The sequence below is a fragment of the Paraburkholderia sp. DHOC27 genome (assembly GCF_003429005.1).
In the GTDB taxonomy this organism is placed as follows: Bacteria; Pseudomonadota; Gammaproteobacteria; order Burkholderiales; family Burkholderiaceae; genus Paraburkholderia.
This window is the reverse complement of sequence record NZ_QVQV01000003.1, coordinates 332,026-352,440: the sequence shown is the minus strand read 5'-3', so window position 1 is coordinate 352,440 and position 20,415 is coordinate 332,026. Positions and strand designations below refer to the sequence as shown.

Annotated in this window: 18 protein-coding genes; 10 read left to right on the top strand and 8 right to left on the bottom strand. The window is 63.8% G+C overall.

Going from position 1 to position 20,415, the window contains the following annotated elements; all coding sequences use genetic code 11:
• Positions 1-96: 96 nt before the first annotated feature.
• The 5 genes from metH to D0B32_RS13550 form a co-directional block, all read right to left on the bottom strand.
• A complete protein-coding gene (metH, locus tag D0B32_RS13570) occupies positions 97-2,814 on the bottom strand; it encodes a methionine synthase (RefSeq protein WP_181969800.1) in 2,718 nt (905 codons plus the stop codon).
• 65 nt (positions 2,815-2,879) lie between these two features.
• Complete coding sequence (locus tag D0B32_RS13565) at positions 2,880-3,950, bottom strand: homocysteine S-methyltransferase family protein (RefSeq protein ID WP_117334494.1); 1,071 nt, start codon at positions 3,948-3,950, stop codon at positions 2,880-2,882.
• Positions 3,951-4,257: 307 nt separating this feature from the next.
• Positions 4,258-4,515, bottom strand: a complete 258-nt coding sequence (locus tag D0B32_RS13560; RefSeq protein WP_117334493.1) for a DUF3567 domain-containing protein — start codon at positions 4,513-4,515, stop codon at positions 4,258-4,260.
• Between the two features lie 709 nt (positions 4,516-5,224).
• A complete protein-coding gene (locus D0B32_RS13555) occupies positions 5,225-6,730 on the bottom strand; it encodes a DUF3108 domain-containing protein (protein WP_117334492.1) in 1,506 nt (501 codons plus the stop codon).
• A gap of 67 nt (positions 6,731-6,797) precedes the next feature.
• The gene (locus D0B32_RS13550) at positions 6,798-7,727 is read right to left on the bottom strand and encodes an IclR family transcriptional regulator (RefSeq protein ID WP_117334491.1); all 930 of its coding nucleotides are present in this window, start codon (positions 7,725-7,727) and stop codon (positions 6,798-6,800) included.
• Between the two features lie 151 nt (positions 7,728-7,878).
• Here D0B32_RS13550 and D0B32_RS13545 point away from each other — a divergent pair, with 151 nt between their 5' ends.
• The 5 genes from D0B32_RS13545 to rfaE2 all read left to right on the top strand — a co-directional run bounded on the left by D0B32_RS13545 (position 7,879) and on the right by rfaE2 (position 13,073).
• On the top strand, positions 7,879-8,868 hold the full coding sequence (locus D0B32_RS13545) for a fumarylacetoacetate hydrolase family protein (protein ID WP_117334490.1): 990 nt from the start codon (positions 7,879-7,881) through the stop codon (positions 8,866-8,868).
• Positions 8,869-9,020: 152 nt separating this feature from the next.
• Positions 9,021-9,944: an enoyl-CoA hydratase/isomerase family protein gene (locus tag D0B32_RS13540; RefSeq protein WP_259294993.1), complete on the top strand. Its 924-nt coding sequence runs from the start codon at positions 9,021-9,023 to the stop codon at positions 9,942-9,944.
• Between the two features lie 127 nt (positions 9,945-10,071).
• Positions 10,072-10,896 (top strand): PhaM family polyhydroxyalkanoate granule multifunctional regulatory protein, encoded by an 825-nt coding sequence (locus D0B32_RS13535; RefSeq protein ID WP_117334489.1) that lies wholly within the window; start codon positions 10,072-10,074, stop codon positions 10,894-10,896.
• Between the two features lie 613 nt (positions 10,897-11,509).
• Positions 11,510-12,382: a ferritin-like domain-containing protein gene (locus tag D0B32_RS13530; RefSeq protein ID WP_117334488.1), complete on the top strand. Its 873-nt coding sequence runs from the start codon at positions 11,510-11,512 to the stop codon at positions 12,380-12,382.
• 208 nt (positions 12,383-12,590) lie between these two features.
• Entirely contained in the window at positions 12,591-13,073 is a 483-nt protein-coding gene (gene rfaE2 / locus D0B32_RS13525; protein ID WP_117334846.1) for a D-glycero-beta-D-manno-heptose 1-phosphate adenylyltransferase, read from the top strand.
• Positions 13,074-13,099: 26 nt separating this feature from the next.
• On the opposite strand, the gene D0B32_RS13520 is transcribed toward rfaE2, so the two are convergent.
• The 3 genes from D0B32_RS13520 to D0B32_RS13510 are packed head-to-tail and all read right to left on the bottom strand — an operon-like array spanning position 13,100 to position 15,211.
• Entirely contained in the window at positions 13,100-13,339 is a 240-nt protein-coding gene (locus tag D0B32_RS13520) for a hypothetical protein (RefSeq protein WP_117334487.1), read from the bottom strand.
• Positions 13,340-13,389: 50 nt separating this feature from the next.
• Complete coding sequence (locus tag D0B32_RS13515) at positions 13,390-14,268, bottom strand: type III pantothenate kinase (protein WP_117334486.1); 879 nt, start codon at positions 14,266-14,268, stop codon at positions 13,390-13,392.
• Between the two features lie 10 nt (positions 14,269-14,278).
• Positions 14,279-15,211 carry a biotin--[acetyl-CoA-carboxylase] ligase gene (locus tag D0B32_RS13510; protein ID WP_117334485.1) on the bottom strand — a complete coding sequence of 311 codons (933 nt, stop codon included), beginning with the start codon at positions 15,209-15,211 and terminating at the stop codon, positions 14,279-14,281.
• 265 nt (positions 15,212-15,476) lie between these two features.
• On the opposite strand from D0B32_RS13510, the gene D0B32_RS13505 reads away from it, so the two are divergent.
• Genes D0B32_RS13505 through D0B32_RS13485 form a run of 5 tightly spaced genes read left to right on the top strand, consistent with a single transcriptional unit; the run spans position 15,477 to position 20,304 of the window.
• Positions 15,477-16,610, top strand: coding sequence for an ABC transporter permease (locus tag D0B32_RS13505; RefSeq protein WP_117334484.1), 1,134 nt, complete (start codon positions 15,477-15,479; stop codon positions 16,608-16,610).
• Positions 16,607-17,485 carry an ABC transporter ATP-binding protein gene (locus D0B32_RS13500; protein WP_117334483.1) on the top strand — a complete coding sequence of 293 codons (879 nt, stop codon included), beginning with the start codon at positions 16,607-16,609 and terminating at the stop codon, positions 17,483-17,485. The genes D0B32_RS13505 and D0B32_RS13500 overlap by 4 nt, the downstream gene beginning before the upstream one ends.
• Before the next feature lie 16 nt (positions 17,486-17,501).
• The gene (locus D0B32_RS13495) at positions 17,502-18,464 is read left to right on the top strand and encodes an MlaD family protein (RefSeq protein WP_117334482.1); all 963 of its coding nucleotides are present in this window, start codon (positions 17,502-17,504) and stop codon (positions 18,462-18,464) included.
• Positions 18,465-18,482: 18 nt separating this feature from the next.
• Positions 18,483-19,103 (top strand): ABC-type transport auxiliary lipoprotein family protein, encoded by a 621-nt coding sequence (locus tag D0B32_RS13490; RefSeq protein ID WP_117334481.1) that lies wholly within the window; start codon positions 18,483-18,485, stop codon positions 19,101-19,103.
• A gap of 43 nt (positions 19,104-19,146) precedes the next feature.
• Positions 19,147-20,304: a VanZ family protein gene (locus D0B32_RS13485; protein WP_117334845.1), complete on the top strand. Its 1,158-nt coding sequence runs from the start codon at positions 19,147-19,149 to the stop codon at positions 20,302-20,304.
• Positions 20,305-20,415 lie beyond the last annotated feature (111 nt).

Below are 20,415 nucleotides of genomic sequence, written 5' to 3'. Positions count from 1 at the left end.
AGCGCTTGCAGTCTACAAAGCCGAAAACCTGCGTGGTCTGAAATATTCAGTCTTTCAATTTCAATATAGTGACGGCGGGCGACAAGGCCTTGTCGTTCACAATAATGGTGCAAGCGCGCGCTCGGCATCCTGCTTCGAGAGGTTCATGCGCTGGGCGTAATCCTCCAGTTGATCCTGGGCGATCTTGCCGACCGAGAAATACGTGCTGTCCGGATGCGCCAGATAGAAACCGGAGACGCTCGCCGCCGGCAGCATGGCGAGCGACTCCGTCACGCTCATGCCAATCTCGTTGGCCTGCAGCACGTCGAACATGTCGCGCTTGACGAGGTGATCCGGGCATGCCGGGTAGCCAGGCGCAGGACGGATGCCGCGATACTTCTCGCCAATCAGCTCATCATTCGAAAGCGTTTCGTTCGCCGCGTAGCCCCACAGGTCGCGCCGCACGCGGGCGTGCATGGCTTCCGCGAAGGCTTCCGCGAAACGGTCGGCCAGCGCCTTCAGCATGATGGCGCTGTAGTCGTCGTGATCCTTCTCGAACTGCTTTTCCTTCACGTCGACGCCAAGGCCCGCCGTCACCGCGAACATGCCGATGTAGTCGGCCACGCCCGAATCCTTCGGCGCGATGAAGTCGGCGAGCGAGCGGTTGGGCCGCATCACGCCGTCCACCACCGGACGCACGCTCTGCTGACGCAGATTGCGCCAGGTCAGCGCGACTTCCGTGCGCGACTCGTCCGTGTAGATTTCGATGTCGTCGTCGTTGACGGTGTTGGCCGGCAGCAGCGCAATCACGCCGTTGGCTTGCAGCCAGCGTCCCTGGATCAGGCGCGCGAGCATCGACTTGCCGTCCGAGAATACGCGCCGCGCCGATTCGCCGACGATCTCGTCATTGAGAATGGCAGGGTAGGGACCGGCCAGATCCCACGTCTGGAAGAACGGGCCCCAGTCGATGTAGTTGGCCAGCTCGTTCAGATCGAAGTTCTTGAAGATGCGGCGGCCGATGAACTTCGGCTTCACCGGCTGATAAGCCGCCCAGTCGACCTTCGTCTTGTTCGCGCGCGCCTCGGCCAGCGTGACCATAGGCAGCGCCTTGCGATTGGCGTGCTGATCGCGGATACGTTCGTAGTCCGACTTCAGTTCGTCGAGATACTTCGCCGCGCCTTCATCGGATAGCAGACTCGACGCCACCGAGACCGAGCGCGATGCATCCGGCACATACACCACCGGCCCTTCGTAATGCGGCGCGATCTTCACGGCCGTATGCACACGCGACGTGGTCGCGCCGCCGATCAGCAGCGGAATCTTCTTGATGCGGAAGTAGTCGTCGCGCTGCATTTCCGAGGCCACGTAGGCCATTTCTTCGAGGCTCGGGGTGATCAGGCCGGACAGGCCGATGATGTCCGCGCCTTCCACCTTGGCCTTCGCGAGGATGTCATTGCACGGGACCATCACGCCCATGTTGACCACTTCGAAGTTATTGCACTGAAGCACCACGGAGACAATGTTCTTGCCGATATCGTGGACATCGCCCTTCACCGTCGCAATGACGATCTTGCCCTTGGCGCGCACGTCGCCACCGGCCGCAGCCAGTTGGCGCTTCTCTTCTTCAATGAACGGAATCAGATGCGCGACCGCCTGCTTCATCACGCGCGCCGACTTCACGACCTGCGGCAGGAACATTTTCCCTTGACCGAACAGATCGCCCACGATGTTCATGCCGTCCATGAGCGGTCCTTCGATCACGTTGATCGGACGGCCACCCTCGGCGGCGATACGCGCGCGCACTTCCTCGGTGTCTTCGACAATGAAGTTGGTGATGCCATGCACCAGCGCATGCGAGAGACGTTTCTCGACCGGCTGATTGCGCCACTCCAGGTTCTCTTCTTTCTTCGCCGCGCCGGTCTTGTACTTGTCGGCGATTTCGAGCAGACGGTCCGTGCCGTCTTCACGACGGTTCAACACCACGTCTTCGACACGCTCACGCAGCTCGGGATCGAGATCGGCATACACGCCCAACTGGCCCGCGTTGACGATACCCATGTCCATGCCAGCCTGAATGGCGTGATACAGGAACACGGTATGAATCGCTTCGCGCACGGGGTCATTGCCGCGGAACGAGAACGACACGTTCGACACACCGCCGCTCACCTTCGCGTAAGGCAGGTTTTCCTTGATCCAGCGCGTGGCGTTGATGAAGTCGACGGCGTAGTTGTTGTGTTCCTCGATGCCGGTGGCAATCGCAAAGATGTTCGGATCGAAGACGATGTCTTCCGGCGGAAAGCCTACTTCGTTCACGAGGAAGTCGTATGAGCGCTTGCAGATCTGCGTCTTGCGCTCAAACGTGTCGGCCTGGCCCTGTTCGTCGAACGCCATGACCACGGCAGCGGCGCCGTAGCGGCGAATCAGGTTGGCGTGATGGCGAAACGCCTCTTCGCCTTCCTTCAACGAAATCGAATTGACGATGGCCTTGCCCTGCACGCACTTCAGGCCCGCTTCGATCACTTCCCACTTCGACGAGTCGATCATGATCGGCACGCGGGCAATGTCCGGCTCCGAGGCGATCAGATTCATGAAGCGGACCATCGCCGCTTTCGAATCGAGCATGGCCTCGTCCATGTTCACGTCGATCACCTGCGCGCCGTTTTCGACCTGCTGACGCGCGACCGCAATCGCATCGTCGAACTGATCGTTCAGGATCATGCGCGCGAACGCCTTTGAACCGGTCACGTTGGTGCGCTCACCGACGTTGATGAAAAGCGTCCCGGAGGTGACGTTGAACGGCTCGAGGCCGGAAAGGCGCATGGTGTGATCGGTCATGGCGTGAGTGCGGTTCGGTTGCGTGCGTCTTTGTTCGGTGAGCGGAGGGCGATGCGCTTCAGGCCTTAGGCCGCGTCGCGATACTGGTTAGGCCATTGGCGAGGCTTGATCTCGGCGAGCGATTGCGCGATGGCAGCAATGTGCTCCGGCGTCGTGCCGCAGCAGCCGCCCGCGATATTCACCAGCCCCGCCTGCGCGAATTCCTTCAGCAGCCCCGACGTGTCCGCCGGCAACTCGTCAAAACCCGTATCGCTCATCGGATTCGGCAAACCCGCGTTGGGATAGCACGATACGTACGTATCGCAGAGCTTCGCCAGCTCCGCGATGTACGGACGCATCAACGCTGCACCCAATGCGCAGTTCAGGCCGAAGGTGAGCGGCTTCGCGTGACGCAGCGAGTTCCAGAACGCTTCCACCGTTTGCCCGGACAGAATGCGCCCGGACGCGTCGGTCACCGTGCCGGAGATCATGATGGGCAGACGCTCGCCGGTGTCTTCGAAGAGTTCGTCGAGCGCGAACAGCGCGGCTTTTGCGTTGAGCGTGTCGAAGATGGTTTCGACGAGGAACAGGTCCGCGCCGCCGTCGAGCAGTGCCCTGGCCTGTTCGTAGTACGCCGCGCGCAGTTCGTCGAAGGTCACGTTACGTGCGCCCGGATCGTTCACGTCAGGTGAAATGCTGGCGGTCTTCGGCGTCGGGCCGATGGCGCCCGCCACGAAGCGCGGCTTGTCGGGCGTCGAATACTTGTCGCACGCGGCGCGTGCGAGCTTCGCCGATTGCAGGTTCATCTCCACCGCCAGATCTTCCATGCCGTAATCGGCCTGGGCGACGGTGGTCGCACCGAACGTGTTGGTCTCGATGATGTCCGCGCCCGCCGCGAGATACTGCTCGTGAATCTCGCTGATCACCTGCGGCTGCGTGATGGATAGCAGTTCGTTATTGCCCTTGATGTCGCGCCCATAGTCCGCGAAGCGCTCGCCGCGGTACTGGGCTTCGCCGAGCTTGTAGCGCTGGATCATCGTGCCCATTGCGCCGTCCAGGATCAGAATGCGCGACTTCAACAGCGCGGGTAGCGCCGCACCGCGCGTATAGGCGGTGTCGGGACGGACTGGACTGACGATCGGGGCAGGCTGGTTCATGGCAGAAAGGGGCTTGCGCCTGTATTTTCAGGAAACCTGTCATTGTAGCCGTTGCGTCGCAACACCGTCGGACGTGGCGTTCGGCGCCTAAGTATCGGCATTGGCTAACGAAACAGATAAAACCGACGGAGAGCAGCGGTAAAAGATGCCGTGCCGCTCGACAATGATCCGAGGAAACGGGTTTGTTGCGGTGTTAGGTGCCGCACGGAGGCCACTCAAAAGGGCCTGGATGGCATCAAAAAGGCAACAAAAAACCCCGCCGGGCAAGCCTGACGGGGTTTTGACTGCGTGTCGCCTGGGCTGCGCGTTAGTGGAGAATCACCGGCTGATGCATGAGGCTGTCGAACTGGCCGAGGAATTCATCGACCTCGTCCAGCGACGGTTCTTCTTCAATCAGCTTCGTCACATGCTCGCGAAAACGCGCGGCCATTGCGCCGTCAATGTAGATTTCGCGCTGCAGATTCTTGTCTACGATTTCGTAGCCACCTGACTTCATTGCGAGGGGACCATCCTGCGGCGGGAACTCGACGACACAATAATTGGGGCTGTTGTAGATCATTTGCATGGCGACACTCCTTATTTCCGTTGGCTCCTGGCCATTCCTGCGCCATAGGTGGAGCGTATGGTGTGGAATTCAAGGGGTGGGTCCGGAGTGACGCTGGTAAAAAATCCCGGACCTTCGGTTTAGACCCGTGTTTCGAGAAACGTTTCAAGCAACGCAGCAAAACGGTGAGGCCAGGTGACGCGTGCCAGAGATGCAGCATCCGGCAGTTCCTATTGTGCGCCTTCAATCAATTTCATGACGGCTAGTGTGCGAGCAGGTGGCATTCCCGCATCACTGAGGCCGGGCACTGCAAACGTGGCTGGACGGATCTCCTCCAAGGGGGTATGCACGTCGCGGTCAAGAAAGGCGTCTATCGAAGCAAGGCGTGTTCTTCGAACGACGGTGTTGTGAAGCGATCGCACGGTTGATGCTCGACGGAAAGAGCATGAGCGGTTGATGAATGGACGGTGAACGGCGCGTGCTGTCGTCGTCATCATCGTTGCCTTTGTTTGCATACCCTTTTGTTTGCATACCAACTCCCTTTGACTCGAGGCAGCGGGCTCGGCGTGATTCAGCGATTCAGCATGTTCGCAAACTCAGTGCTAGCACGTGTGCCGGTTCGTACCGAACGGTAGCAATCCCTGTTCCCAGTGGGCCGCGATATTCGTCGTTCTACGCGCATGTCATGTTTCGCACGTAGATCCGGAAAATCATCGAAATACTTCTTCGTTTACGGCCGTATGGTGGTTTCGGATGCAGCGCCTGACGGGTTGGCGGCAGGATTTGTCGCAGAGTGGGTGGCGTCGTCCGGCGTGGGTTGTGGTGGCGTCGGCGCAGTGGGGCTGGGAGCGGGACCAGAAGTGGAACCGGAAGCGGGGTTCGCCGGTGCGTTTTCAGCGGGGCTTTCCGCCGGACTATCGGCTGGGGCAACCGCCGGGTTGATGCCCGGCGCGGCCGCGGACGGCGCAGCGGGATTCGATGCTGCGTTGGCATCAGCGGGTGGAGTTGCCGCAGGCGTCGCAGCGCCACTATCCGTCGAGTTACCCGCATCGCGATTCACAGGGATCGTCAATGCGCCACGCCAGACCAGTTCGATCTCGGTGCCATTGGGTTCGGTCTGCATGATCCGCGCGGGCAGCCAGCCCAGCGAGGGCGCGAGCCACACGTCGATACGCCGCCGGTCGCCATCGTGGCGCGGCAGCCGCATGAAGTGACGCGCCGTGACATAACCCTGCGCGGTACGGATCGTTTCGTCGCCTATCGTCTCGATAGGCCAGTTTTCACCGCTGTCGTTATCCACCACGAAAAACTGACGCGTGACGCCGGGCTTGTAGATGTCGGGATCGCCGCGCACGAGGCTCGCAAGCTGCATCACCATGCTGAAGCGGTCCTGGGCGCCATCGCTGAGCGGCAAACTCGCGGGCGTCTTCGTGAATACGATCTGTTTGCTGGTGCGATTGAAGATGGACACGTCTTCGGCGCGATGGCCACGCTTTTCGATGTACTGATCCGGCGCGAGGCCGAATGCATCGATATGGCCGTGACTCGAATAACTGAAGGTTCCCACGAAGGGCAGCGGCACGGATACGACCATCTCGTAGCGGGTCTTGCCGTCACTCGACCAGTGAATCGTGCCGGGTTGATTGCGCACACCGTTGTAGAACGTGTCGTACTGCAATTCGCCGGATGGCGGCACCGAGAACTTCACGCCCGGCGCCGCAGGGGCAGTGACGGACTGTGCCGCAGACGCGGCAGGCTGTGCCCCAGACTGTGAAGCGGCGTGGCTCGCCGCTGCTTCACTCGCACTGGCCGCAGCGGCCGCTTCAGCAGCCGAAGCGGCGGCCTCGCTCGCTGCCTGTGCAACTGCTTCGGCAGCACGCTTCGACGCGGCGGCAGCGGCAGCAGCTGGGGCGGCTGCGGGCGGCGACGCCGTCAGCGCATGCGGTCGTGGCTGGCTCGGTGCGGCTTTCGCTTGCACGGGCGCGGGCTTCGCGGCCGGCGCCTCACTGGGCTTGCGTTCGATCTTTTCCGGCGTGAGCAACGCGACCTGCACCGGCACATGCACGGGCTGCTCGGGCGCGAACGTGTCGCGAGCGCGCTCCACCCACTGCGCCGCGATCCAGTGAAGCACCAGTACCGCCACCAGCACGACGAGCCAACGCCAGACGCGCGGACCCCGCTGCCCGGCAACAGGCGGCATGCGATCAGAGCGTTTGACGGTGGACGGTGTGGACATCGTGGTGAGGTGGTCGAGCGAAGAGCGGGTAAAAAAGGCGAACCAGAAGTGTAGCTAACGCGTCATCCTAACGCGGCGTCGCGCTGTACCCCAGTTCATACGACAATTTGCCCGCGCATTCGCGCAGCGCGGTGTCGATCTCGCCACCCCAGCGGATATTGAATGCGCCTTCGTGACCGAGCGCGATCAGGCCCAGCGCGAGATCGCCGGAGGCATCGAACACCGGCATGCAGAACGCGTGAATCGTCGGCAACAGCATGCCTTCGACGCGCGCCGCCTGGTGTTCGCGCACATCGGCCAGCATGCGTTCCACCTCGTCCCGTGTGTGCGGCTGATCACGATGCGACGAGCGGCGCGCATCGTGCAGTTCACGTTCGATCATCGCGGCGGTTTTGCTGGCGGGTAGATACGCCGCGAACAGCAAACCCGTGGCCGAGCCGAGCAGGGGCATCACGTCGCCGAGTTTGAGCGACGCCTTGGCGGGATGTGTCGACTCCATCCAATGCACGACTGTTGCCCCCTGATTGCCCCATACCGCGATGCCGACTGTCAGATCCAGTTGATCGCGCAGTTCAGCCAGCGCCACGCGCGCGAGCTTCACGCCATCCACCCGCGCAAGGCGCGCGAGGCCGAGTTGCAGCGCGAAGCCACCCAGCTCGTAGCGGCCCGACAGACGATCTTGGGCGACGACGCCGAGGCGCAGAAAACTCACCAGATAGCGGTGCGCCTTCGCCGGACTCATGCCGGCCCGTTGCGCGAGGTCGCGCAGCATCATCGCGCGTGGCTCGCGCGTCAGCACGTCGAGCAGACGAAAGCCCACCTCGATGGACTGGATGCCCGAGCGCAGCTTTTCTTCGCCTGCTTCGGCGATTTCATCGTCGACGCCACCGTTTGCGTGCGTGGCGTGGTGCGTGACTTCGCTTGTCGCGTCGGCTTCGAGCGGCTCGGCGCGGGCGCTTGCAGAACGGATCATGCCGGGGCGGGCAGGTGGCGACATAGGCAGGACGGGGGTAACGCGTAAGGCAGTTGGGAATGAAAGGCGCTCGACGGCACGGTTTTAGCGCCTGCAAACCTTCAGTTTGTCACGGCGGCGATTCACCATCGTAGAATAGATTCCCTCTATCGTCACTCATCCCGCTCATTGCCCTATGAAACTTGCCACGCTGAAGGACGGCACGCGCGACGGTCAACTGATCGTCGTCTCCCGTGATCTGCACACCGCTGCCATCGCCGATGCCATCGCGCCCACCTTGCAGCGCGTGCTCGACGACTGGACCTTCTACGCGCCGCAACTGCAGGACCTGTACGAAGCGCTCAATCTGGGCCGCGCCCGCAACAGCTTCAGCTTCGACGCGCGTGACTGCATGGCGCCACTGCCGCGCGCCTTCCAGTGGGCCGACGGCTCGTCGTATGTGAACCACGTGGAACTGGTGCGGCGCGCGCGCGGGGCGGAAATGCCGCCGGAATTCTGGGTCGATCCGCTGATGTATCAAGGCGGCAGCGATGACTTCATCGGCCCGAAGGACGACGTGGTGTGTGCCTCGGAGGAGTTCGGCATCGACTTCGAAGCCGAGGTCGCGGTCATCACCACCGACGTGCCGATGGGCGTCACCCCCGACCAGGCGCTCAAAGGCATCCGGCTCGTCACATTGGTGAACGACGTGTCGCTGCGCAATCTGATTCCGGCGGAACTCGCGAAGGGCTTTGGCTTTTTCCAGAGCAAGCCGGCTACGTCGTTTGCGCCGGTCGCGGTGACGCTCGATGAACTCGGCGAGTACTGGCGCGAGGGGCGCGTGCATCGTCCGATGATCGTGCACTGGAACGGCAAGAAGGTCGGCCAGCCGGACGCCGGCACGGACATGGTGTTCCACTTCGGGCAGCTCATCGCGCACGCCGCGAAAACGCGCAATCTGCGTGCGGGTGCGATTGTCGGCTCGGGCACGGTGTCGAACAAGGACGCGAAGCGCGGCTACTGCTGTATCGCTGAGAAGCGCTGCCTCGAAACCATCGAGCACGGTTCTGCTCAAACCGAGTTCATGAAGTTCGGCGATACGGTGAAGATCGAAATGTTCGATGAAGCAGGCAAGTCGATCTTCGGCGCCATCGAGCAGGGCATCGCGCCGCTCGACGCGCAGTGAGTTCGCGGTTTAGCGGTGCCGCTCGCCGTGAAAGCCAGAAAAACCTGGCACACCGGAATGTCGCCGTGCGCTGCATGATGTGCTAAAAGCAACGCACGGAAACTCGACGCATTGATTCTTCGCGGTCCATTGCGATCACAGGATGGTCAGCCATGTCTCACGAATCATCAGGCAGTTCCCCCGCTTATTACGCGCACTACCAGGCGCTGCGTCTGCGACGTCAGCCGCATGGCATCCTCGAAGTCATCATGAGCGGCGAGGGCGCCAACAAGAGCGGACTGGCGACGGCGGATGCACGGATGCATCGCGAACTCGCGGACATCTGGCGCGATATCGACCGCGATCCGGACACGCGGGTCGCAGTGATTCGCGGCGAAGGCAAAGGCTTTTCCGCGGGCGGCGATCTGCATCTGGTCGAGCAGATGGCGACGGACTTCGAGGTTCGCACGCGCGTCTGGCAAGAGGCGCGCGATCTCGTCTACAACGTGATCAATTGCAGCAAACCGATCGTCTCGGCGATGCACGGGCCAGCCGTGGGCGCGGGACTGGTGGCGGGGCTGCTCGCTGACATTTCGATTGCGACGAAGAGCGCGCGCATCATCGACGGACACACGCGGCTGGGCGTCGCCGCCGGCGACCACGCAGCGATCGTGTGGCCGCTGTTGTGCGGGATGGCGAAGGCCAAGTACTACCTGTTGCTGTGCGAACCGGTGAGCGGCGAAGAGGCGGAACGGATCGGACTCGTGTCCCTCGCCGTGGATGAAAACGATCTGCTGCCCAAAGCATTCGAAGTCGCGGCGAGGCTCGCCAACGGCTCGCAAACCGCGATTCGCTGGACCAAGTACGCGTTGAACAACTGGTTGCGCACGGCGGGGCCGGCCTTCGATACGTCGCTTGCGCTTGAATTCATGGGCTTCGCCGGCCCGGATGTCCGCGAAGGCGTCACGTCGCTGCGTGAGAGGCGGCCCCCGGATTTTCGTGGCGCGCATCCGGAAGGGGTGAGCGTGAGGAGTGACCAGACGCAAGGCGGGGCGGATACGACGGGCAGAAATCGTTCAAACGAAGATCCGGCTTGAGTAAAAACAGACCATGCCGCGTGCGTGAGGCTGGCATCACACGCGGTATGATCGGATCAAAGGGCCAGCTCGCACGAACTGGCCGCGACGTTCAACGACGTTCAACGTTTGCTGCGAGGAGATACGCATGACCGATACCCCAGGCTCCACGCCGCCCTTTCCCGGTTTTCCTGGCTTTCCGCCGGGCGAGATGCTCGACCGCATGTGGGACATGATGCGCATGACGCCATTCGGCTCAGCCTTTCCGGGTGCGCAGACAGGCTCGACGAGTGGCTTCGGTCCATCGCTTTCGATGATGTCCGACATGATGGCGCCGCTCACGAACGTCGAAGAACTCGACAAGCGCATCACCGACATGCGCGCCGTCGAGCAGTGGCTCAAGCTCAATCTGAACATGCTGCAGTCCGCGATCCAGGCGCTCGAAGTGCAGCGCGCCACGCTGGCGACGTTGCGCGCGTTCGGCGCGTTTGCGCAGCAGTCGATGGCGCAGCCGGCCGCGGCCACGGCGGCCCCTGCGTCGGCGCCGTCGTCGCATTGGCCGCACGCTGCCCCCGCTGCTGAGGCAACGGCCGAGCCCGCTGCTGCGGCAAGCGACACACCGCCGGGAGCACCCTCATCCGGGGACAACGAGGCCACTGGCGTGCCGGGTTACGACCCGTCGGCCTGGTGGAATCTGCTGCAATCGCAGTTCAATCAGATTGCGCAGTTTGCGATGGCCCAGCCAGCCGCTGCCGCGGCAGCCGCGACGGCGACGGCGGGTGCATCCACGGAACCACCAGACGCCCCCGAAGCGCCGGTAGCCGCTGCGGCAGCGAGCGAATCCGGCGCCGCTGCGAAGACAGCAAAGAAAGAGGAAAGCGCCGCTGCCAAACGCGGTGCAACGGCGAAATCCTCGAGCGGCACGACGAGCCGAAGCCGCGCGCCGAAAAAGACCCCTTCGCAGCCTGAGTAAAGCCTTTGACCTCAAGCCTTTAACCTCAAGCCTTTGGCCTCAAATCGCGTTCACCTGTAGTGCACGGCCTGTTCCAGCATGTGTTGCGGCACTTGTTGCAACAACCGCTGCATGACAGGCAACGCGTGTCGACCCGCCTGTTGCTTTTGTGCAGCGTCACAAGCACAACATGGACGGCTGCTACTGTGTCGAGGTCTAAATTGAGATGGATCAACGGACCCGGCTTCTGACCCTCTGCGGCGAAGGGCCGTCAGGGCCGCGTGCTATCATCTTGCAAGCTTTGTCCGGCCCTTGGGCGCGCACTTAGAAAAACCAGTCCAGGCGCCTGTCCGTCATCGGTTTCAGACCGGCGCGGTGGCTGGAAAGGGCGCTCTCGTAGCGGGCAGTCCGACCTCAGGCAGGAGTACTTAACCCACGGTCGGCCGCGTGGCGAAATCCCGGGTTTTCGTCGGCGCGTCAACACCGCAGGACTTCTTTGCCACACGGTGCATCTGGGTGGCCGATTACCGCGTAAAATTGAACGCTTGGCTCGCGAACGCTTGTGTTTCGTTCGGGAGCAAGAATTGCAACAGACACAAACAGACGTCGCAATGCGCAGAACAGGGGTGGGACTATGAACACCATGCTTTATCCGGAACTTTACAAATCGCTCGAATCCGTTCGATGGGACATGGAGAAAGACATTCCCTGGGACAAATTCGATGCATCGCTTCTGACCGACGAGCAGGCCGCCACGATCAAGATGAATGCGATCACGGAGTGGTCCGCGTTGCCGGCAACGGAAATGTTCCTGCGCGACAACCATCACGACAGCGATTTCTCGGCCTTCATGAGCGTGTGGTTCTTCGAAGAGCAGAAGCACTCGCTGGTGTTGATGGAGTATCTGCGCCGCTTCAAACCGGAAATGTGCCCGACGGAAGAAGAACTGCATGCTGTGCGCTTCGAATTCGATCCGGCGCCGCCGCTCGAAACCCTGATGCTGCATTTCTGCGGTGAAATCCGTCTGAATCACTGGTATCGCCGGGCTGCCGAATGGCACACCGAACCGGTCATCAAGGCTATCTACGAAACCATCTCGCGCGACGAAGCGCGTCATGGCGGCGCCTACCTGCGTTACATGAAGAAAGCCATGACGAATTTCGGCGACTCCGCGCGTGCGGCGTTCGCGAAGATCGGCGTGCTGATGGCGTCGGCGCGCCGCACGGAAAAGCCGCTGCACCCCACCAATCTGCACGTGAACCAGGCGCTGTTCCCGCGCGACACCATCCAGTCGCGTCTGCCCGATCCCGAGTGGCTCGAACGCTGGCTCGACGAGCAGATCCGTTTCGACGACGGCTGGGAAAAGAAGGTCGTGGAGCGCATTCTGCACAACCTGTCCATTCTGTTCGAGCGCACCTTCAACACCGCGCAGGAACTGAACCGCTATCGCAAGGAAGTGGTGACGCGCCTGCAAGCCGATCAGAATTCGGCTGAGCAGCCTGCCTGAACGCTTGCGGTGGGCAGTCGTTGCCCTGGCGGCGAGGCGTGGTTGAACGAGCGCTGAACCAACGTTCACGATGCGTTCCATAAGCGCCTCCGCCAGCACGCTATCCAGCCGGCAGACCCAACACAATCTAGACTGACGGCCCGCCAGGCGTAAGCTTGCCGGGCCGTTGGTTTTTTATCTGTCTCTCCCTTTTCTCTTCTATCTGCTCATGGCCGCTCTATTCGAACGCAAGCTCGTCACCCGCGACGCTCTCGCCCAACTGCGTCCCTCGTTGCAGGGGCCGGTGGTGTTCACCAATGGGGTGTTCGACATCCTGCATCGCGGTCACGTCACGTATCTTGCCGACGCGAAGGCGTTGGGCGCGTGTCTGATCGTCGGGGTCAACAGCGATGCTTCGGTGCGCCGGCTCGGCAAGGGCGACGACCGGCCCATCAACAACGAAGCGGACCGCATGGCGCTGCTGGCCGCGCTGGAGAGCGTCGATTGGGTGGTGTGTTTCGAGGAGCAGACGCCGGTCGAACTGATCGGAGAATTGCGCCCCGACGTCCTCGTCAAAGGCGGCGACTACGACATGGACAAGCTTCCGGAGTCGGCGTTGGTGCGAGGGTGGGGTGGCCGTGCGCTGGCCATTCCGTTTGAACACGATCGCTCGACGACCGCGCTGCTCAAGAAGGTCCGCGCGCACGGCTGAGGCGCCGCCGCACGGAGCATCTCTTTCTATTGCGGCAGTGCCGAGGCCGCGATGGCCGGCGACGGTGCCGGCGCGCCCACCACGGGTTGATCCGCAGCTTCCGCGGCCGAAAGCGCCTGCACCTTCAGGCTATCCGGCTGAATCTGGCGGGTCAGGTGGCTGGGCTCGCGCACACCGGCGTAGGGCAGCGGTCCGAACATGCCGGTCAGCGTAATGAAGGCGAGCAGGTTGGCAAGAACCAGAAGAGCGATTAGCCAGCGCAGCATCGTCGAAGTCTCCGTCAAAAAGGTGCTACGTGCGTGAGGGGTGATCATGCTCAGGCGCGGCGCGCCTGCATGCTCTCGGCGGCGATCAACGCGAGGCCGGACAGCACGAGCGAATCGTGTCGAGTATGCGGCACTTTGAGTGCGCCTGTCACTTCTGCCGCGGCGCCGCCGCTCACCACCAGCCGTACCGGCACGCCCCACGTCTGTTGCAGATCGTCCCACATCCGTTCGATCAGCCCCGCTTGCGCCAGCGCGCAGCCGGCGGACAGCGAGCGGCGCGTGTCGGTGGCGAAGAATGGGCCGTGTGGTGTGCCCTCGGCGGGCGGCTGACCCTTGGTGGCAGCGGTACTGGCCGCTGGCGTAAGCAGACCGCGGGCGGAGCTGGCATCGAGGATGGGTAACTGCGCGGTGTGCTCACCGAGCGAACGCATCATCAGCGTCCAGCCGGGCGCAATCAGACCGCCGACGAACAGGCCATCGCCACGCAATGCCTCGAGCGTCGTGGCGGTACCGAAGGTCGCGATCAACAGCGGCTCGCCAGGAAACGCAGCGTGCGCGCCGATCAGTCCGGCCCAGCGGTCGCTGCCGAGCGCCGATGGAGTGGTATAGCCGTTCGTCACGCCGCATTGCGTGTCGCAGGCACGAATCGTCGTGCGTGGCAGGTCGGGCCAGTGCGCATCCAGCAGCGCCGTGAGGCGCTGTGCGACCGCTTCGCCGGCTACGTTGGAAATCCATGCGCTGGCGGGGGGCGGCAGTGTGGACCAGTCAGGGGTGGTGTTTCGGGCCACTGACGATCCCGCCACCGTCACCTCATCCGTGCCGCCATGATCGAACACGCCGGCGTGGCTTTGCGTGCCATCGTCCTGCACCAGCGCCCATTTGACGCGGCTATTGCCCGCGTCGATCAGCAGAAATGGCGTGCCGCTCATGCGTGGGCTCTCATGCGCCACCGTCCGCCAGACGCAGGGATACGTCGCCGGTGGCGATCACCTGCCGCCCTGTGGGCGTATCCAGCAGCAATTGCCCGCGTTCATCCACGCCCGCCGCGATGCCACGCGCCTGTTCCACGCCTTGCTCGAGCAGCACCACTTCACGGCCCGCGTAGGCATGGCAGGCGTTCCAGCGCGGCTGGAACGGTTCGAAGCCTTCGGCGCCGAAACGCTTGAGGACGGCGTCGAGCGCGTTCAGTTCGGCAGCCAGCGTGTCGGTCAGATTGGCGGTGGGCAACGCCCGCGACAGGGCCGTGGGCGTCGTGCCGCGCGCCTGGGCCGGCACCTCGGCATTCAGCGCGCCGACCTTGGCAGCCAGTTCGTCGGCGCCCTTGACGTTGGTGCCAATGCCGATGACCACCGCGCTCGCATACTCCGTGCTCCAGGCCGTTTCGATCAGAATGCCGGCCAGCTTGTCGCCTTCCAGCAGGACGTCGTTGGGCCACTTGAGCGCGATCTGGCCAGGTCCGGCAACGGGCAGCGAGCGCAGGCCGTCGACCAGCGCCACGCCCACGGCGAGGCTCAGACCAGCCAGTTCTTCGAGCGGACGCGGCAGCACGCAGGCCACCGAAAACAGCAAGGCATTGCCCGGCTCGGCGTACCAGGTGCGCCCGCGCCGGCCACGGCCGGCGGTTTGGAGATAGGCCACGCGGACGATGGGGCGCGGCAGGGCCGTCGACTTACGCGGCAGCGCCTTCACGCGCGCCATCAGGTCGGCGTTGGTGGAGCCGGTTTCTTCGACGATTTCAATGGGCCAGTCATGCGCGTGCGGACCGAACAGCGCCACGGCGCGTTCGCGGTCGATACGCCAGTCGCCCTTCGCGTCCGACGAATCGGGACGAGGCACGGGAGATGCGGGGGGAGCGGAGTTGGAAACGTTCATGCTGCATATTGTAGCGACAGCCACCCCCTTGCATGGGTCCGACACACACGACACGCAACCGGAGCCTGGGGGCCGTCGCCGCCAGCAGTATGCACGGCCGCACGCAACGCCGCACGCAAGGCAGCCGCATGCAACCAGAAGCCGGCACAGCAAACATCAGTAGAACCACGACAAGTAACGGCGACGCACCAGGCACACCACTGCACTGAGTTCGCGCCGCGTTCGCTACAATGGCCCCTGATCCGACAACCGATTCCCGCGATCCTTGAACTACGACACTCCGCCCGGCCTCGAAGTCGCGGCAGGCAGCCAAGGCAAGATCGTCCGGCTCTCCGGGCAGTGGACGGCGCTTGCGCTCGCGCGCGACCGTGCCACCGGCAAGGTGGTGCCCCGCCTGCGGGCGCTGATCGGGGCAGAGGGCCTGCACTGGGACCTGTCGCGAGTCGAACGGATGGACCACGTCGGCGGCCAGGCGCTATGGCGCGTCTGGGGGCACAAGCTGCCAACCCAGGTGGTCGAACTGAACGCGACGCAGCGCGACATCTTCGAGCGCATCGCCCTGCTCGACACCGCCCGTGAAGCACCCGAGGCGGTCGTGCGGCTCGACCTGTTCACGCGCCTCGGTCTCGGCATCTTCTCCTTCTTCGAGCATCTCTACGGCGGTGTGGCCATGTTCGGCCGCGTGGTGCTCGACCTCGTGGCGATTGCGCGCAACCCGAAGATCACGCCGTGGACCGAAATCTCGGCGAACGTCTATAACGCCGGCGCGAAGGCGCTGCCCATCATCGCGCTGGTGGCGTTCCTGATCGGCATCGTGCTCAGCTATCTGTCCGCGCAGCAGTTGCGGCTCTTCGGCGCGAACCAGTACATCGTCAACATTCTCGGCTTGTCGGTGATCCGCGAACTCGGTCCAGTACTCTCGGCGATTCTGGTGGCCGGCCGTTCCGGCTCCGCAATCACCGCGCAGATCGGCGTGATGCGCGTCACCGAGGAACTCGATGCCATGCGCGTGATGGGCATTCCGCACGGCTTGCGGCTGATCCTGCCGCGCGTGCTCGCGCTCGGCCTCGCCATGCCCTTGCTCGTGATGTGGACCAACATCGTGGCACTAACCGGCGGCGCGCTCGCCGCGAAGATCGTGCTCGGCATCGACATGAGCTATTTCGCGCGGGCGCTGCCGAGCGTGGTGCCGGTCGCGAACCTGTGGATCGGTCTCGGCAAGGGCGTGGCGTTCGGCATGCTGATCGGCATTGTCGGCTGCCATTTTGGCTTTCGCATCAAGGCCAATTCGCAGAGCCTGGGTGAAGGCACCACTACCTCGGTGGTGACCTCGATCACGGTAGTGATCCTTGCCGACGCGGTCTTCGCGATCCTGTTCCAGAACGTGGGGCTGTCATGACCGCGCCGCTCACCGAATCCGTACGCGGCCAGCCCATGCCGACGATCGCCGAACCGGTGATCGAGGTGCGCGATCTGACCAAGCGCTACGGCCGCAACATCGTCCACCAGCATCTCAATTTCGACGTGCGGCGCGGCGAGATCGTCTCGATCGTCGGCGGCTCCGGCTCTGGCAAGACCACGCTGGTGCGGCAGATCCTCGGGCTCGAAAGCCCGTCGTCGGGCACCATCAAGCTGTTCGGCGAAGACATGTCGAAGATCTCCCCGGAAACCGCGCTGCTGATGCGCAGCCGCTCCGGGATGCTGTTCCAGCGCGGCGCGCTGTTTTCCTCGCTGTCGGTGTTCGACAACGTCGCGCAACCGTTGCGCGAACTCGGCAAGATTCCCGCCGACCTGCTACGCGACATCGTGATGCTAAAGCTCGAGATGGTCGGGTTACCGTGCAAACACGCGTCGAAGATGCCGTCGGCGCTGTCGGGCGGCATGATCAAGCGCGTCGGCATTGCGCGCGCCATCGCGCTCGAACCGGAACTGCTGTTTCTCGATGAGCCGACCGCCGGTCTCGATCCGCAGGCCTCGGACGAGTTCGTCGAACTGGTGAGCACGCTGCATCGCGCGCTGGGTCTGACTGTCGTGATGGTGACGCACGATCTCGACACGATGGTCGCGCTGTCGACGCGGGTCGCGGTGCTGGCCGACCGGCGGGTGCTGGTGGCCGCGCCGGTGGAGGAAGCGGCGGGCGTCGATCATCCGTTCATCCGCGAATATTTCCTCGGCCTGCGCGGACGCCGCGCATTGCAGGCGCTGCCGCCGGAGCGCCGCAGGAAGCTGCCGGCCGCGGCGCTCGAACCCGCGTCGTCCGAATTGCCGCTGTGAAAAAGGGAAGCTGACAATGGAAAACAAATCGCACGCGTTCTGGGCTGGGCTCTTCACAGTGGTGCTGGCGGTGGCGATCGCGGCGGCGGCATTCCTGTTCAATGTCGATCGCTCGGTGCGCGTGCCCTACGACCTGATCGCCCGCACCAACGTGACCGGGCTCTACACGGATGCCGCCGTGCGTTATCGCGGTCTGGACGTCGGCAAGGTGCAGTCCATCAAATTCGACCGTGACCATCCGGGGCAAATCCTGATTCGCATTCTGGTGGACCAGCACGCGCCCATCACGCACTCCACCTTCGGCAGCCTCGGCTTCCAGGGCGTCACGGGCATTGCTTTCATCCAGCTCGACGATACCGGGCGCGATATGACGCCGCTGGTGTCGTCGGTAAAACAGGTGGCCACCTTGCCGATGCGGCCGGGCCTGCTCGACCAGTTGCAGCAACGCGGCGATATCCTGCTGCGCAAGCTGGAGCGCATCACGGATGACGTGAACGACGTGCTTTCGCCTGAAATGCGCGAGCAGTTGCTGCAAACGGCGGCGAGCCTGCAGCATGCCGCGGATGGCGTCACCACCCTCACCAAACAGATGGAGCCCGCTGCGGGCAAGCTGCCGCAGACGATCGACCAGCTGGATCGCACGCTCGCTTCGACCAATCAGCTGATCACGGGCCTGAACAAGCCGAATGGTCCGTTCGAGATGAACCTGAACAAGGTCGGCACGGCCGCGCAACAGGCGGGCGACGCGCTTACGTCGATGAACGCGTCCTTGCAGGAACTTTCGTCGCGGGTGGGTTACGAGACGCTGCCGCGCGTCAATTCGCTGACGGACGACGTGCGCTCCGCGGTGCATTCCGTGGACCACGCGGCGGACGTATTGGGCACCAGTCCGCATAGCCTGCTGTTCGGCGCACCGCCGGCTGCACCCGGACCCGGTGAGCCCGGCTTCACGTGGCCCACGGGCCATGCGGCAAAGTGATCTGAAAGGATGATCGTCATGGCACGCACCCTCAACCGTTGGCATTCCATCAGCGCCGCCTGTGCGCTCCTCGCGACCTGCACCGTGCTGGCGGCATGCGCGGGCCCGCAGCCGATGGCCGACACGCGTTACGATCTCGGGCCGCCGCCCGCGCCGGCTGCGTCGGCGCACATGCCGCCCGTCAAGGTGCTGGAAGTGACCGCGCCGCAGACGTTGGGCTCGGACAAGCTGGTCTACCGGCTCAGCTACGCCGATGCGCAGCAGATGGCGTCATACGCGAACAGCCACTGGACGATGGCCCCGGCCGAACTGCTCACGCAGCGCCTGCGCAATACGCTGTCGCAAAGCGGCATGGTGTTGACCGGCGCGGACGGCATCAGCGCGCCCGTGCTCAAGGTGGACCTCAGCGAGTTCGAGCAGGTCTTCGACAGTCAGACGCAAAGTCACGCTCAGGTCAGCGCGCGCGCTACCTTGATGCATCACGGCAAGCTGCTCGCCCAGCAAACCTTCACGGCCAGCGCGCCCGCCAATACCGCGGATGCCGCCGGCGGCGCACGTGCGCTCGCGGTGGCGAGCGACGACCTGGTCGCGCAGATTGCCACCTGGCTCGGTTCGCAGGCCGTCGTCGCCGCGCAATGACGGACGTGCCGCGCACGCATCGCCGAAGAGCGGGGCGCAGCGCGTGAGCGACCAGCCGTGGCAGCGCCGTCCATCCGTGCTCGCACGCGAGGCGCTGGTCCTCTATACCGCGCTGATCGTGTACGGCTCGTGGTATCCGTTTTCGGGCTGGCGCTCGGTCGGACTCGGCCCCTTCGCGTATCTGTTCGATCCGATGCCGCAGTATCTGACGGCATTCGACGTCGTCACCAATGTGCTCGGTTATATGCCGTTCGGCGCGCTCGTCGTGCTGGCCGCCTATCCACGCTGGCGCGGCGCATGGGCTATCGCGCTGGCGTTCCTGCTGGGCGTGCTGCTGTCCGGCACGATGGAAGCGGTGCAGACCTATCTGCCGACGCGCGTCGCTTCCAACCTCGATCTCGCCGCCAACGCAATCGGCGCGCTGCTCGGTGCCGCGATGATGGCGCCTGCCACCGACGCGTTGCTCGATCGCGGCTTCCTGCGGCGCTTGCGCATGCTCTGGTTCGAGCGCGATAGCGCGGCGCTGCTCTGCCTTGCTGCGCTGTGGCCGTTCGCGACGATGTATCCCACGCCGCGCCTGTTCGGTGTCGGCGACTGGCCGCGCGCGTTGTGGCTGCATGCCGATCCGGTCATGCAGGACGCGCTGCTTGCCTGGCTGCCCGCCGCGGCGCACGTCGAGACGTGGTCTGCGCGACTCGCCGCGTGCCTCTATAGCGACGCCTGGGAGACGCTGATCACCACGCTCGATCTGTTCGCCGCCGGCGCGCTCGCCTCGCTGGCGATGCGCCTGCGTACGCCGCGCGTGCGACTGCTGTTGCTATGGATCGTGCTGACGGTGTTCATCAAGATCGCCGCGACCTTTTTGCAGTCGGTCGCGGGCCTCACTTTCGACTGGGCGACACCGGGCGGATTGAGCGGCCTCGTCTGCGGTACGGTCGCCGTGTTGCTGGCGTTGAAGTTGCCGCGCGCGTGGCGGGCGGCGCTCGCCGCTGTCGCGCTCGTCGTGGCGCTGGTGCTGGTCAACCTGCTGCCGGTCACTCCGTATTTCGATGTCGTCCTCGCGGGATGGCGCCAGGGGCGCTATCTGCATCTCAACGGACTGGCGCGCTGGCTTGCGTGGATGTGGCCGTATGCAGCACTGGTGTGGCTCGCGTTCTCGGTCGAGCGCGCATGGTTGCGGCGCCGGCGCAGGCTATCGTGAGACGGTGGCACGCGGCGTGCAGCATACGACGAACCGCAGTCTGAACCGCGCGTGGGGCCGGGGAACGGCCGAACGCCCCGCTCGTTATAATTGACTCATCATTGCCCGGCG